The organism is Cryobacterium cheniae (genome assembly GCF_004403395.1).
GTDB classification, from domain to species: domain Bacteria; phylum Actinomycetota; class Actinomycetes; order Actinomycetales; family Microbacteriaceae; genus Cryobacterium; species Cryobacterium cheniae.
Map to the genome: position 1 here is coordinate 29857 of NZ_SOGN01000024.1, position 13696 is coordinate 43552.

General features: G+C 67.8%; 12 protein-coding genes and 1 pseudogene. 4 read left to right on the top strand and 9 right to left on the bottom strand.

Annotated elements, in window-relative coordinates; all coding sequences use genetic code 11:
* Positions 1–42: 42 nt before the first annotated feature.
* The gene (locus E3T23_RS03935) at positions 43–957 is read right to left on the bottom strand and encodes a DsbA family protein (RefSeq protein WP_134369107.1); all 915 of its coding nucleotides are present in this window, start codon (positions 955–957) and stop codon (positions 43–45) included.
* Positions 958–1212: 255 nt separating this feature from the next.
* Between E3T23_RS03935 and E3T23_RS03940 the strand changes: the two genes are divergently transcribed.
* Positions 1213–2310: an ABC transporter ATP-binding protein gene (locus E3T23_RS03940; protein WP_134369108.1), complete on the top strand. Its 1098-nt coding sequence runs from the start codon at positions 1213–1215 to the stop codon at positions 2308–2310.
* A 95-nt stretch (positions 2311–2405) separates the two neighbouring features.
* Positions 2406–3734: a DUF4032 domain-containing protein gene (locus tag E3T23_RS03945; protein WP_134369109.1), complete on the top strand. Its 1329-nt coding sequence runs from the start codon at positions 2406–2408 to the stop codon at positions 3732–3734.
* Between the two features lie 94 nt (positions 3735–3828).
* Here the strand turns inward: E3T23_RS03945 and rlmB are convergent, their stop codons facing one another.
* The 4 genes and pseudogenes from rlmB to E3T23_RS03965 form a co-directional block, all read right to left on the bottom strand.
* A complete protein-coding gene (gene rlmB, locus E3T23_RS03950) occupies positions 3829–4956 on the bottom strand; it encodes a 23S rRNA (guanosine(2251)-2'-O)-methyltransferase RlmB (RefSeq protein WP_134369110.1) in 1128 nt (375 codons plus the stop codon).
* A complete protein-coding gene (gene cysS / locus E3T23_RS03955; RefSeq protein ID WP_134369111.1) occupies positions 4956–6371 on the bottom strand; it encodes a cysteine--tRNA ligase in 1416 nt (471 codons plus the stop codon). Before cysS ends, rlmB begins: the two co-directional genes overlap by 1 nt.
* On the bottom strand, positions 6368–7588 hold the full coding sequence (gene ispD / locus E3T23_RS03960; protein ID WP_134369112.1) for a 2-C-methyl-D-erythritol 4-phosphate cytidylyltransferase: 1221 nt from the start codon (positions 7586–7588) through the stop codon (positions 6368–6370). Before ispD ends, cysS begins: the two co-directional genes overlap by 4 nt.
* A 176-nt stretch (positions 7589–7764) precedes the next feature.
* Positions 7765–8232, bottom strand: a pseudogene (locus tag E3T23_RS03965) (CarD family transcriptional regulator); the annotation flags it as partial.
* A 164-nt stretch (positions 8233–8396) separates the two neighbouring features.
* Between E3T23_RS03965 and E3T23_RS03970 the strand changes: the two are divergent.
* Positions 8397–8873: a hypothetical protein gene (locus tag E3T23_RS03970; protein ID WP_134369113.1), complete on the top strand. Its 477-nt coding sequence runs from the start codon at positions 8397–8399 to the stop codon at positions 8871–8873.
* Between the two features lie 64 nt (positions 8874–8937).
* Here E3T23_RS03970 and E3T23_RS03975 read toward each other — a convergent pair whose 3' ends face one another.
* Positions 8938–9618 (bottom strand): response regulator transcription factor, encoded by a 681-nt coding sequence (locus E3T23_RS03975; RefSeq protein ID WP_134369114.1) that lies wholly within the window; start codon positions 9616–9618, stop codon positions 8938–8940.
* On the bottom strand, positions 9615–10769 hold the full coding sequence (locus tag E3T23_RS03980; RefSeq protein ID WP_134369115.1) for a sensor histidine kinase: 1155 nt from the start codon (positions 10767–10769) through the stop codon (positions 9615–9617). Before E3T23_RS03980 ends, E3T23_RS03975 begins: the two co-directional genes overlap by 4 nt.
* 181 nt (positions 10770–10950) lie before the next feature.
* On the opposite strand from E3T23_RS03980, the gene phoU reads away from it, so the two are divergent.
* Positions 10951–11607, top strand: a complete 657-nt coding sequence (phoU, locus tag E3T23_RS03985) for a phosphate signaling complex protein PhoU (protein ID WP_134369116.1) — start codon at positions 10951–10953, stop codon at positions 11605–11607.
* A 79-nt stretch (positions 11608–11686) separates the two neighbouring features.
* On the opposite strand, the gene E3T23_RS03990 is transcribed toward phoU, so the two are convergent.
* Both E3T23_RS03990 and ygfZ read right to left on the bottom strand, forming a co-directional pair.
* The gene (locus tag E3T23_RS03990; RefSeq protein ID WP_134369117.1) at positions 11687–12439 is read right to left on the bottom strand and encodes a phosphoglyceromutase; all 753 of its coding nucleotides are present in this window, start codon (positions 12437–12439) and stop codon (positions 11687–11689) included.
* Positions 12440–12492: 53 nt separating this feature from the next.
* The gene (ygfZ, locus tag E3T23_RS03995; protein ID WP_134369118.1) at positions 12493–13665 is read right to left on the bottom strand and encodes a CAF17-like 4Fe-4S cluster assembly/insertion protein YgfZ; all 1173 of its coding nucleotides are present in this window, start codon (positions 13663–13665) and stop codon (positions 12493–12495) included.
* Positions 13666–13696: the final 31 nt, after the last annotated feature.

The following is a 13696-nucleotide window of genomic DNA, read 5'->3' on the forward strand; positions in this document are numbered from 1 at the left end:
CTAAATGACGAACCCGAGTTACGGAGCCATCGGCGCGGGAGCCTACTCGGCCGGCGCCGGCTTGGGGGTCGGCGTCGAGGTGGAGTACGTCTCACCGGCCGACTGGAGTACAAAGGCTGCGAATTCCTTCGGATCGTCGAGGGCGCCGACATACTGCTTCCCGTTCACGAGCACCGTGGGCGTGCCCGTGATGGCCTCGACCTCGGTGTTCGGCAGCGGACCGGACAGCGCCCGGTCAGTGGATGCGATGACCCAGGACTTGAAGGTCGTGTCGTCGATGCACTCGTTGATCTTCGACACCCCCTCGTTCACGCCGGCGTCCTTGACGAGACCCTTGATGGCCGCGTCATCGTGGCCGGCGGTGCCCTCCTTGGGCTGCTTCTGGAACAGGATGGCGTTGAAGTCGTAGAAGTTCTCGGGAGCGTAATTCGCCACGCACGCCGCGGCGTTCGCGGCCCGAAGCGAGTATTTCGTGCCGGAAGATTTGTGGGTCAGGATCGAGACCGGATGAATCTCCACGGTCGCGGCACCCGTCGTGACCCATTGACTGATCTGCTCGCTGTTGGCGGCTTCGAACTCGCTGCAGAACGTGCAGAGGTAGTCGGCGTAGACACGGATGTCGGCCACGGTGCCGGTCGCATCCGGTTCTGACGGTATCGGCTTCGCCTCGGGCTGGAGCGCGGATGTCGTGACCGGCGCCATGCCTTCGGAGATCAGCACGCCGTCACTGGCCATGTTCGCCGGACCGGGACCGACCGGGGGGATCGAGTTGATGATGACCACCACGATGACCGCGGCGATGGCGACACCGACGGCCGTCAAGCCGCCGCGGAGGGCGACCCGGTTGCGGCGGTCCTTCTTCTTCTGTTCCTCGCGGAACCGCTTGGCCTTGGTGCGTACCGCGTCGCGATGATGATTCTTAGAGGGACGGCTGTCGCCCGGTCCGCCAATAGTCATGAATGCTCGCTCCGAATAGTTATAAGTGCAGAGGCAAGCCTTTTGCGAATGCCTCCCAAATAGTAGGTCCCCTTTCTGGGAAACGACCAGACGGGGCCTGCATGCGGGCTCCGCCGCTTCTTTCCCGCCGACGCCGCGCTCCCCCGACATGACATACTAAGGGAGTTGACCTGTAGCACATGACGCGCGGCAGGCGTAGTAACCCATCACAACGGATCGTCCGGCACGTACCTGCCGGTGAAGGAGAAAACAACCATGGCTTCAGTCACTTTCGAAAAGGCGACCCGCCTGTACCCGGGTTCCGCCATTCCCGCCGTTGACAAGCTCGACCTGTCGGTTGCCGACGGCGAGTTCCTCGTGCTGGTCGGACCGTCCGGCTGTGGCAAGTCCACGTCCCTGCGCATGCTCGCCGGCCTCGAAGAGGTCAACGACGGCAACATCTTCATCGGTGAGCGCAACGTGACGGATGTCCCGCCGAAAGACCGCGACATCGCCATGGTCTTCCAGAACTACGCTCTCTACCCGCACATGACGGTCGCCGAGAACATGGGCTTCGCGCTCAAGATCGCCGGCGTCAACAAGGATGAGCGCGCCACCCGCGTCCTCGAAGCGGCCAAGCTGCTCGACCTCGAGCCGTACCTGAGCCGCAAGCCTAAGGCGCTCTCCGGTGGCCAGCGTCAGCGCGTCGCCATGGGTCGCGCCATCGTGCGTCAGCCCCAGGTGTTCCTCATGGATGAGCCCCTGTCCAACCTCGACGCCAAGCTGCGCGTGCAGACCCGCACCCAGATCGCCTCGCTCCAGCGCCGGCTCGGCGTTACGACGGTCTATGTGACTCACGACCAGACCGAAGCACTCACCATGGGCGACCGGATCGCGGTCCTCAAGGATGGCGTGCTCCAGCAGGTCGGCACGCCACGCGACCTGTACTCGAAGCCGAACAACGTTTTCGTTGCCGGCTTCATCGGCAGCCCGGCCATGAACCTGTTCCTGGCCGACACCGTCGACGGCGGCATCAAGTTCGGAACCGCCACGATCCCCGTGCCCCGCGAAACCCTGGCCGGTTCCACCGGCAAGAAGGTCACCATCGGCGTTCGTCCGGAGGACATCCACCTGTCCACCACGCACGGTGAGGGACTCGAAGTCGCCGTTGACCTCGTCGAGGAGCTCGGCGCCGACGGTTACCTCTACGGCCACTCCACGGTCGAGGGCAAGCGCACCGACATCGTCGCCCGCGTCGACGGCCGCTCGCACCCGTCCGCTGGAGACACCGTGTACCTCACCCCGACGCCGCACCACATGCACGTGTTCGACGCCGAGACCGGCCTCCGCCTCGGTGGAGCAGTCGCCGACTAGGCACCCGCTCGTCAATGAACGGCCGGATGGAGCTTGCTCCGTCCGGCCGTTTTTTGTCGTCCCCAGGCCCCGGAGCACACCGGTAAACTCAGGAGATGAGCGGTTCACTCAACATCACATCGGCCACTGCCGATCCAGCCCTGCTTGACCTTCCCTGGCACCTCCCACTGGACGCCTGGCCGAACGAGAACATCGCGGCCCTGCCCAAGGGCATCTCCCGCCACCTCGTGCGCTTCGCGCACCTGAGCGGCCGCGTCGTCGCCATCAAGGAGACCACCAGCGAGATGGCTAAGCGCGAGTATGAGATGCTCCGCACCCTGCAGGGCCTGGAAATCCCGTGCGTCGAGCCGCTCGCCGTGATCACCAACCGCACGAATGATGATGCCGAGCCGCTGAACTCGGTGCTCGTCACCCGGCACCTCAAGTTCTCACTCCCCTACCGCGCCCTCTACTCCCAGACCCTGCGGCCCGACACCGCCACCCGGTTGGTCGACGCCCTCGCCCTGCTGCTGGTGCGCGTGCATATGGCCGGCCTGTTCTGGGGCGACGTTTCGCTCTCCAACACCCTGTTCCGCCGCGACGCCGGTGCGTTCGCCGCCTACCTGGTCGACGCCGAGACCGGTCAGCTGTACCCGGGCGGGCTGTCAAACGGCCAGCGCGAGAACGACCTGGAGATCGCCCGCGTCAACATCGCCGGAGAGCTCATGGACCTCGAGGCCGGCGGCCGCGCAGCCGACGAGCTTGACCCCATCCGGGTCAGCAACGGCATCGTCGCCGCCTACCGGCTGCTGTGGAAGGAGCTGACCGGGTCGGAATCCTTCTCCAGTTCCGAACGCTGGCGCATCACCGAACGCGTCGAACGTCTCAACGACCTCGGTTTCGACATCGAGGAACTGGCGATCAAGACCGACGACAAGGGAACGACCGTGCGCATCCAGCCGAAGGTCGTCGATGCCGGCCACCACCAGCGACGCCTGCTGCGGCTGACCGGGCTCGACGCCGAGGAAAACCAGGCCCGGCGCCTGCTCAACGACCTCGACTCCTACCGGGTCTCCTACGGTGACCCGGACGCCGATGAGGAGATGCTGGCACACGAGTGGCTGGTGCGAGTCTTCGAACCCGTGATCCGGGCGATCCCCCGCGACCTCATGGGTAAGCTGGAGCCCGCCGAGATCTTCCACCAACTGCTCGACCACCGCTGGTTCATGGCCCAGAACCAGTCCAGAGACATCCCGTTGGCGGAGGCCGTCACCTCCTACGTCAAGGATGTGCTGCGGCACCGCCGCGACGAGGCCACGGTGATCGAACCGGCCACCGGGGAGATCACCATCCCGATCGACGTGACCGATGACGAGACCGCCGCCCTGGCGGACGCGCACGAGTCGGCCGCCGACGACGAGGCCGACTGGCGCCTCAAGGTCTAGCCGACGGGCCCGCCCGCCCCCGCGAGATGCGGAGAAAGCACCCTCGTTGTGGAAACGAGGGTGCTTTCTCCGCATCTCGCGGGACGAGGGTGAGCTAGGAGGCGGGGGCGGAGGCTGCAGCTGCCGCCGCCGCCGCCGCCGCGGAGGCTGCCTGCTTCGCGATTTTGGCGGCCTTCGCGGCCGCGCGCAGGCGGGAAACCTCGTACAGCGTCACTCCGGCCGCGATCCCCGCATTGAGGGACTCGGTCGAGGCGCTGATCGGGATCGACACGATCGCGTCGCAGGTTTCCGTGACGAGGCGGGACAGGCCCTTGCCCTCGCTGCCGACGACGATCACGATCGGGCGCTCGGCGAAACCGATGCCGAGCTCGGGCAGCTGGGTGTCTCCGTCACCGGCAAGGCCGATCACGAGCACGCCGCGCTCCTTGAGCGCCTTGAGCGACTGGGTCAGGTTGGTGGCCATCGCGACGGGCAGGCGGGCCGCGGCCCCGGCCGAGGTCTTCCACGCCGACGCGGTCACGCCGACGGAACGACGCTGCGGCACGATCACACCGTGTCCGCCGAACGCGGCCGTCGAGCGGATGATGGCGCCGAGGTTGCGGGGGTCGGTGATGCCGTCGAGGGCGACGAAGAGCGGCTTGTGGCCACGGCTGATCGTCAGTTCCAGCAGCTCGAGGGGCTCGGCGTACTCGTAGGCCGGCACCTTGAGCGCGAGGCCCTGGTGCACCGAGTCCCGCCCGGCCAGGCGGTCGAGCTCCGGGCGCATGACCTCGAGCACGGGGATGCCGCGGGTCGTCGCGAGGGTGAGGACTTCCTTCACCCGTACGTCCATTTCAATCCGCGTGGCGATGTACAGGGCGGTGGCGGGGATCTTCGCCCGCAACGCTTCCAGCACGGAGTTGCGCCCGGTCACGACCTCATGCTCGTCGATCTGCTTGGCCCGGCGGGTGGACGCTCCGCCGCCGCCGGTGTTGCCGGTGGTGGCGCTGCGCGGCGCGCTCTTAGGACCCGCGGAGCCGCGGCTGCGGCCGCCGCCCGCCGCGACGAAACGGTCCTGGGCGAGCTTGCGCTTGCCGGCGGGGTGGTACGGGCGGTCTTCCGCCTTGGGCGTGGGCTTCTTGCCCTCGAGCGCCTGGCGCCCCTGGCCGCCGGAACCGACCTGCGGTCCCCGGCTGCCCTTGCGCACGGCCCCGGTGCGGGACTTGCGGTCTGTGTTCTTCATTAGTCAAAACTCCAATGGGCACCCGACGGGGTGTCTTCGATGGTAATTCCGGCGGCGACGAGCTCGTCCCGGATACGGTCTGCGGCCGCATAGTCGCGGCCCTGCCTTGCGATTTCGCGGTCGTCGAGCAGGCGCTCGACGAGGGCGGTGAGTGCGATCATGGCCGGTTCGTCCGTTGCCACGGACCATCCCGGCGACAGCGGGTTGATTCCGAGAACCTCACTCATGGCGAGCACGTGGCCACGCGCGGCGGCCGCCGCGTGCAGGTCCTCGGCGTCCAGCGCCGCGTTGCCGGTGCGGACGGTGTCGTGCAGCACGGCCAGAGCCTGAGGCACGGCCAGGTCGTCGTCCATGGCGGACGCGAACTCGTCCGGGACGATTTCGACCCCGGATCCGGCGAAACGAGTGTCCGCCAGGCGGCGGTCTGCGCGGTCGAGGAAGCTCTCGATCCGTTCGAGGGCCGCTTCGGCCTCCAGGAGGGAACCCTCGTGGTAGTCGATGGTGGATCGGTAGTGGGCAGCCCCCAGGTAGTAGCGCACGACGATGGCGCGCGCCTGGTCGAGCAGCTCCGCGGCGAAAACCGAGTTGCCGAGCGACTTGGACATCTTCTGCCCGTTCACGTTGACGAGCCCGTTATGCACCCAGTAGTTCGCGAAGCCGTCGCCGGCGGCCGCGGACTGCGCCAGCTCGTTCTCGTGGTGCGGGAAGCGCAGGTCGAGCCCGCCGCCGTGGATGTCGAAGTGGGACCCAAGGTAGCGGGACGCCATGGCCGAGCACTCGATGTGCCAGCCGGGACGACCGGCTCCCCACGGAGACGGCCAGGAGGCGGACTCCGGCTCGTCGGCTTTGCGCCCCTTCCACAGGGCGAAGTCCCGCGGGTCCTTCTTGCCGCGCGGGTCGGCATCCGCTGCCGGTTCCATGTCTCCGCGGCGCTGGCGGGTGAGGTCGCCGTAGTCGGGCCAGCTCGCCGTGTCGAAGTACACGTCGCTGGAGCCGTCGTCGGCCGGATAGGCGTGCCCGAGGTCGGTCAGTCGGGTGATCAGATCCTGCATCTGCTGGATGCTGGCGGTCGCCCGCGGTTCGTAGCTGGGGGCGAGGATGCCGAGCCGCTGGTATCCGGCGGTGAACTCCAGCTCGTAGCGGTAGGCGAGGGCCCACCACTGCTCGGTGCCGCCGGCAGAGTGGGCGAGGATCTTGTCGTCGATGTCGGTCACGTTGCGCACGAAGGTGACGGCGAAGCCGCGGTAGGTGAGCCAGCGGCGCAGTTGGTCGTAGACGAGGGCGCTGCGCAGGTGGCCGATGTGAGGCGAGGACTGCACGGTGGGTCCGCAGACGTAGATACCCACCGCGCCGGGCGTGAGGGGTATGAAGTCGCGGAGGGCCTGGGCCCTGGAGTCGTAGAGTCGCATGGTCACGCATCCCAGCTTAGGTCAGGGTCTGCCGGGTGTTCGGGGAGAATGAGCGCCGTCGCAATGGCGGCGAGGCCCTCTCCGCGGCCGGTGAAGCCCAGGGCGTCCGTCGTGGTCGCCGAGACGGAGACCGGTGCTTTCAGCAGCGATCCGAGTAGCGCTTCCGCCTCGGCGCGGCGCGGGCTGAGTTTGGGCCGGTTGCCGATGATCTGCACCGTGACGTTGCCGACCCGGAACCCGGCGTCCGCCAGGAGGCGCAGTGTCTCGCTCAGGAACACGTCACCGTGGGCGCCGTCGAGGCGCGGATCCGACGTGCCGAAGACACCGCCGATATCGCCCAGGCCGGCGGCGGCGAGCAGGGCGTCGCAGATGGCGTGCACGGCGGCGTCGCCGTCACTGTGCCCGGACAGACCGCGCTCCCCCGGCCAGTGCAATCCGGCCAACCACAGCTCGGAGTCGTCGTCGAACGCGTGCACATCGAGCCCGGTGCCCACGCGGGGCCCGGAACCGGCGGGCACCCGCGCGCCGAGCAGGGACTCGGCCCGGCCCAGATCCCACGGTGTCGTGATCTTGAAGGCCATCGGGTCACCGGCGATCACGCTCACCGGGTAGCCGGCGGCGGCCACCACGCCCGCGTCATCGGTCGCCTCGAGCGATGAGCCGGCGGATGCCGCGGCAGCCGCGGCCGCCAGCATCTCCCGCGGGAAGCCCTGCGGCGTCTGCACGGCGGACAGTCCGGCGCGGTCCACCGTGCCCGTGATCCCGCCGGCGGCGGAGACACTTTTGATGGTGTCGACCACGGCCAGGCCGGGAACGATGCCGTGACCGGTGGCCCGCACCGCGTCGACGACGGCGTCGCAGAGCGCGGCCGGGGTGAGGGCGCGCGCGGCGTCGTGCACGAGGACGGTGCGCACGCCGGGGTGCAGCATGGCCAGGCCGCGGTTCACCGACTCCTGCCGGGATGCTCCGCCGGGCACGACGTCGACGGATGCGCCGCCGGCGGCCCTCGAGGCGACCCGGCGGGCGTGGGCCAGGTGGGTGTCGGGCGCGACGACGATGACCTGCACCGGGTCCCGCATCCCGAAGACGGAGAGCAGCGCGCGCTCGAGCAGGGTGCGTCCGGCCAGAGAGACGAATGCTTTCGGCTCGGCCCGGCCGAGGCGACTGCCGGTCCCGGCGGCGACGACGATGACCGCGACCTGGGGGGCAGGGGTTTCAGTCATGTCTGGAGGCTATCTGGTGAGGTCGGCGACGAATAGACGCGGAGGGGTGGGTGACGAAGTAGTGCGGGGGGGGGGAGTCGGAAGCTGCACATGCGAAAGGCGGCACCGCTCGGGCGCCGCCTTCCAGCGAAAGCAATTCCAATTCTGACGGTCAGGAGGCCAGGACCTCGTCGANCCTCGTCGAGGACCGTGGAGGCCTTCTCTTCGTCCGTTTTCTCGGCCAGGGCCAGCTCGGAGATGAGAATCTGACGGGCCTTGGCCAGCATCCGCTTCTCGCCGGCGGACAGTCCGCGGTCCTGGTCTCGGCGCCACAGGTCGCGAACGACCTCGGACACCTTGATGACATCGCCGGAAGCCAACTTTTCCAGATTGGCCTTGTACCGGCGGGACCAGTTGGTGGGCTCTTCGGTGAACGGCGCACGCAGCACCTCGAACACCTTGTCGAGGCCCTCCTTGCCGATCACGTCGCGAACGCCGACCAGGTCGACGTTCTCGGCCGGCACCTCGATGGTCAAATCGCCTTGGGTGACATTGAGCTTCAGGTAGAGTTTCTCTTCACCCTTGATCATCCGCGTCTTCACCTCGGTGATCGTCGCAGCACCATGGTGGGGATAAACGACGGTTTCGCCAACCTCAAAAAGCATATGTGTATCCCTTCAGCAGCGTCTATAATACCACAGCTGTCGGTGGTAAGGTTCGCCGCGCCCGGGCGCGCGCTGCCCGTCCCGGCTGGAGCCAGTAGGCTGGGGCGAAAGCTAAATTTGCAGCGTTTGGCCATCGGGCGGAACGGTGAACTGTTGGAGGCGTTGTGAGAGCTCGTATCATCGTGTCCGTCGTCGTGGCGGCCGGCATCCTGTTGGGGACCAGCGGCTGCAACCTGCTGGCACCGCAGTCGACGACCGCGAAGTATGACGCGAGCGACGGAGTCAGCGGCAACGTCGGCGACCTCGCCATCCGCAACGCCATGCTGCTGTCGGACGACGGCGCCGTCGCCAACCTCGTCGTCACCGTGGTCAACTCGGGCGACTCGGCGCACAGCCTGAGCGTGCAGTACGACGACGGCACGGAGAAGGTCACCCAGGACGTGAACGTGGACGCGAACTCCAGCGTCACGCTCGGCACGCCTGAGGCCCCGACCGTCACCGTCACGGCCGACGTCACGCCGGGGTCGCTGTTCCCGGTCTTCTTCCAGTACGGCAACGAGACCGGCGCCGAGATTCTCGTTCCGGTGCTCGATGGAACGCTCAGAGAGTACTCGACGCTCCTGCCGACCTCGGCCCCGTAGGGCGAGAGCCTCAGCGCTCAGGCCTCACCTCAGGCCTCAGGCCTCAGGCCTCAGGCCTCAGGCCTCAGGCCTCGAAGCGGTAGCCCAGGCCACGCACGGTGACCAGCATGGTCGGATCCGACGGGGTGGCCTCGATCCGCGACCGGATCCGCTTGATGTGCACGTCGAGGGTCTTGGTGTCACCGAAGTAATCGCTGCCCCAGACCCGGTCGATCAGCTGACCTCGGGTGAGTACCCGCCCGGCGTTGCGCAGCAGGAATTCCAGCAGCTCGAATTCCTTCAGCGGCAGGTTCACAATCTCGCCGGACACCGTCACGGCGTGCCGCTCTGTGTCCATGCTCACCGTACCCGCCGAGAGCAGGCTCGGGTCTTCCCCGGCCTCGTCGGTGCGGCGCCGGGAGACGGCCCGGATGCGGGCGAGGAGTTCCCGGGTCGAATACGGCTTGGTGACGTAGTCATCTGCGCCGAGCTCGAGCCCGACCACGATGTCGACCTCGGAGTCCTTGGCGGTCAGCATGATGATCGGCACCGACGACCGTGTACGGATCTCCCGGCACACCTCCGTGCCCGGGATACCGGGCAGCATGAGGTCGAGCAGGATCAGGTCAGCGCCGGTGCGGTCGAACTCGGTGACGGCGCTGGGCCCGTCTTCGGCAACGGTGACCTCGTACCCCTCCCGTTCGAGCAGGAAGCTCAGCGGCTCGCTGAGCGCGCTCTCGTCTTCGACCAGAAGGATATGGCTCATGGGGTGTCTCCTATCGCCGCCGGAGCGGGGTACGGCGCCTCCGGGAGGCGGATGGTGAAGGTCGACCCGCTGCCGGGCTGCGACCAGACGCGGATGTCGCCGCCGTGGATCTGAACGATGTGCTTGACGATCGCGAGGCCGAGCCCCGTGCCGCCGGTATGCCGGGAACGAGCCTGGTCCACGCGGAAGAAGCGTTCGAAGATCCGATCGAGATCGGCCTCCTCGATGCCCACGCCCTGGTCGGTGACGCTGATCTCGACGACTCCGGCATTCTTGCGCACGCCGACCCCGACGCGGGAGCCGTCGCCCGAGTAATTCACGGCGTTGGCCACGAGATTGTGCACGGCCATCACGAGGAGCCGTTCGTCGCCGCTCACCTCGGCACGGGACTTCTTGCCGAGGGCGATCGTGACCTGGGCGGCCTCCGCGGTGACCCGGCTCTGATCCACCGCGGCGGCCACAATGGCGTCGACGTTGACGATCTCCGGCTCGGTGAGGGAATCCTGCGCCTGCAGGCGGGACAGTTCGATGATCTCCTGCGTCAGACGGCTGAGCCTCCCGGACTCGGTGGTGAGGCGGGTCGCGAAGCGGCGTACCTGCAGCGGTTCGTCCGCCGCCTGGTTGAGCGCCTCGGCCAGCAGCCCCACGGCGGCGATGGGCGTCTTCAGTTCATGGCTGATGTTGGCGACGAAGTCGCGGCGCACCTCGTCGAGTCGGAAAGCCTCGGTACGGTCCTCCGCCAGCAGAAGAACGTACCGCGTCCCCAGCCGGGCCAGGCGCACCCGCACCCGCATGCTGGCATCGCCGAAGGGTCCGCGGGAAAGAATCAGGTTCTCCGAGATCGGCTCGCCGGAGCGGCGCACCTGGCCGATCAGGTCCAGGAGCTCGGTGTGAACCAGCTGCCGGTTCCAGACCAGCCCCATCGACACCGCGGCCTGGGACGCCTTGATCACGTTGTTGGACGGGTCGACCACGGCGCCGGCCGTCTCGAGAGCATCGAGCACCTGGTCGACCCCGTCGGGGACGGCGGGGTTCACCACCTCGGCGGCGCGCCGGCCGTGATGTTCGGCCATGTGCAACAGCGTCATGAATCCGGCACCGACAGCGAGACCCAGTGCCAGAGCGACCAGCACAAGCCCTGTCGATTCCATTTATCCAGATTACTGACACTTATAACCGGCAGGTGACCTGAGCGTTCCGGAGCGCAGGCTACTTTAGGTAGTGTTCAAGACCACGGCACCTGCCGTTAACCTCGCTCCCCCACGCTTGTGTGGAGCCCAGGTGGGTCTCACGTGTCTGCGCGTTACGCGCGCCCAGGAAGGACCACACACCATGCGTGAAGTATTCCAGCAGGAACTCGCCGAAGTGCAGGATCGCCTTGTCGAGATCTCCCGTCTTGTGGCGATCTCCATCGAGAAGGCCACGCGCGCCTTCAACGAGTCCGATGTCGGCCTGGCCGAGGAAGCGATTTCCGAAGACGAGAAGATCGACGAGCTGACCATCGAACTCGATGAGCTGGCCATCACGATCCTCGCCCGCCAGCAGCCGGTGGCACGCGACCTGCGGATCGTCGTCAGCGCCCTGCGGATCAGCGCATCGCTGGAACGGATGGGCGACCTGGCCACGCACATCGCCCAGTTGGCCCGCTACCGGTTCCCCGACAAGGTTGTGCCTAAGAGCCTGCGCGGTACGTTCGCGGAGATGGGCATACTCGTCACGGCGATCTCCCGCATGCTCACCGAGCTTCTGACGAATGAGGACATGGTCCTGGCCGAGACCATCCGCAACGAGGACGACAAGGTCGACGCGCTGCACCTCAGCGTGTTCGACGCCGTCCTCGGGGCGACCTGGAAGGGCCAGGCGGCCGACACAGTCGACTCCACCCTCGCCAGCCGGTACCACGAGCGCTTCGCCGACCACGCGGTCTCGATCGCGAAGAAGGTGCAGTACCTCGGTACCGGCGCCTGGAAGCAGGACACGAACGCCTAGCGTCCCGGCACCGCACGAACGAGAAAGCCCCGGAAGCGACTGCTTCCGGGGCTTTCTCGTTCGTGGTGGGTGAGAGGAACTACTTCTTGTTGCCCTGGGCCGCGACGGCCGCGGCACCGGCGGCGGCAGCCTCGGGGTCGAGGTAGCGGCCGGGGCCGAGCGGCATCATGTCGGCGCCGAGGCGGTAGACGAGCGGGATTCCGGTGGGGATGTTCAGCTCGGCGATGTCCACGTCGCTGATGCCGTCGAGGTGCTTGACCAGCGCGCGCAGCGAGTTGCCGTGGGCGGTGACGAGGACCGTCTTGCCCGCACGCAGGTCGGGAGTGATGTCGGACTCCCAGTACGGCAGCATCCGGTCGACGACGTCGCTGAGGCATTCGGTGCGGGGGAGGTCGGCGCCCAGTGCCGCGTAGCGCGGGTCATGCGCCTGGGACCAGGGGGAATCGTCGGCCAGCACGGGCGGCGGCACGTCGAAGGAGCGGCGCCACAGCTGGAACTGCTCGGGCCCGAATTTGGCGAGGGTCTCCGCCTTGTCGAGGCCCTGCAGGGCGCCGTAGTGGCGCTCGTTCAGGCGCCAGGAGCGCTTCACGTCGATCCACAGCCGGTCGGCTTCTTCCAGCGCGATGTTCGCGGTCTGGATGGCGCGGGTAAGTAATGAGGTGTGCAGGATGTCGGGCAGCAGGCCCGACTCGGCGAGGAGCTCGCCGGCGCGCTTGGCTTCACCCGCGCCCTGCTCGCTCAGCCTGACATCCACCCAGCCGGTGAAGAGGTTCTCTTGGTTCCATAGGCTTTGGCCGTGACGGAGAAGAATAAGATTGTATGCATCTGACATGAGATCGATACTACCGACGTGGCGGGCGCACCGGGGCTGCGTCAGCAGCCGGGTCAGCGGCCGGGCGTGCGGATGCCGAGTCGGGGCAGGCGGGGGATGTCGGCGACGGAGCCGGCCGACTGAGGCACGATGACCTCCTGGGCGGCCGCGACGAGGATGCCCTGGGACGCCACGTAGAGGGTGACCGTGGCGGGCACCGTGCGCTTGACCGTGGCGAGCGCGATCGGACCGAGTTCGTAGTGGATGGCGCTGGAGGTGATCTGACCGATTCCGCGGTGCTCGGTCGTCCCGTCCTGCAGCTGCTTCACCGCCTGCACCTCGTCGCCGTGCACGGGGAGCACCGCGTCGGAGCCGTCCAGGTGCAGCAGCACCAGCCGGCGCGGCGGATGCCCGAGGTTGTGCACCTTGGCCACGGTTTCCTGGCCGCGATAGCAGCCCTTGTTCAGGTGCACGGCGCTGCGGAGCCAGTCGAGTTCGTGCGGCAGGCTCTTTTCGTCGACCTCCGTGGCGCGGCGCGGGCGCCAGGCGGCGATCCGCAGGGCCTCGAGGGCGAGAAGCCCGGCCGCGGTGACCTGTTCGTTTCGTACGGCGTCGCTGAGGGCCGGCAGGGACGCGCGCGGCACGAGGGTCTCGGTCCAGTGCCACGAGGCGGCCGGGTGCGCCGGTCCGGGCGCGTACTGGTATCCGCCGTCGGCAACCTGGGTCCAGGGGTCGCGCCAGACCAGGGGCACGCCGTTGGGAGTGGCCGGAGTGAGCGGCAGCGCCGACGGGTCACCCATCGCCCCGATCACGGCGTAGGCGAGAGTGTGATCGACGACCTGCACGCGCAGAGTGAAGCGCATCTTGTCGAGCCACGCGTGCAGCCCGGGCAGCTGGGCCGCTTCCACCAGCAGCCAGGTCTCCACCCCGTCGTCGATGACCTCCATGGCGTACTCGACGTGGCCGTTCGGGTCGAGCAGGAGCGTCTCGGTGGACTCCCCCGGCGTCAGGCGGCGCAGCTCCTGGCTGGAAATGGAGTTGAGCCAGGTCAACCGGTCCGGCCCGGCCACGCTGAGCACGCCGCGGTGGGACAGGTCGACGACGGCTCCCCCGGCCAGGAGCCGGCGCTGCTCGGACAGAGGTGCGCCGTAGTGCGCGGCCACGCCGGCGTCGATACCCTCGGCCTGCACGGCGCCGTCGAGTTCGAGCAGTGGGGAGGGGGGAAGGGGCAGGGCTGCCGGGGTCATGGGGACTCTTTTCAACGGACGGTTCGGCGTC

What these genes read in the sequence shown, in the direction of transcription:
- rlmB (WP_134369110.1), bottom strand. Translation starts at nt 4,956, where the DNA reads ATGAAGAACACAGACCGCAAGTCCCGCACCGGGGCCGTGCGCAAGGGC.
- ygfZ (WP_134369118.1), bottom strand. Translation starts at nt 13,665, where the DNA reads ATGACCCCGGCAGCCCTGCCCCTTCCCCCCTCCCCACTGCTCGAACTC.
- E3T23_RS03980 (WP_134369115.1), bottom strand. Translation starts at nt 10,769, where the DNA reads ATGGAATCGACAGGGCTTGTGCTGGTCGCTCTGGCACTGGGTCTCGCT.
- E3T23_RS03990 (WP_134369117.1), bottom strand. Translation starts at nt 12,439, where the DNA reads ATGTCAGATGCATACAATCTTATTCTTCTCCGTCACGGCCAAAGCCTA.
- E3T23_RS03975 (WP_134369114.1), bottom strand. Translation starts at nt 9,618, where the DNA reads ATGAGCCATATCCTTCTGGTCGAAGACGAGAGCGCGCTCAGCGAGCCG.
- E3T23_RS03935 (WP_134369107.1), bottom strand. Translation starts at nt 957, where the DNA reads ATGACTATTGGCGGACCGGGCGACAGCCGTCCCTCTAAGAATCATCAT.
- E3T23_RS03940 (WP_134369108.1), top strand. Translation starts at nt 1,213, where the DNA reads ATGGCTTCAGTCACTTTCGAAAAGGCGACCCGCCTGTACCCGGGTTCC.
- E3T23_RS03945 (WP_134369109.1), top strand. Translation starts at nt 2,406, where the DNA reads ATGAGCGGTTCACTCAACATCACATCGGCCACTGCCGATCCAGCCCTG.
- ispD (WP_134369112.1), bottom strand. Translation starts at nt 7,588, where the DNA reads ATGACTGAAACCCCTGCCCCCCAGGTCGCGGTCATCGTCGTCGCCGCC.
- phoU (WP_134369116.1), top strand. Translation starts at nt 10,951, where the DNA reads ATGCGTGAAGTATTCCAGCAGGAACTCGCCGAAGTGCAGGATCGCCTT.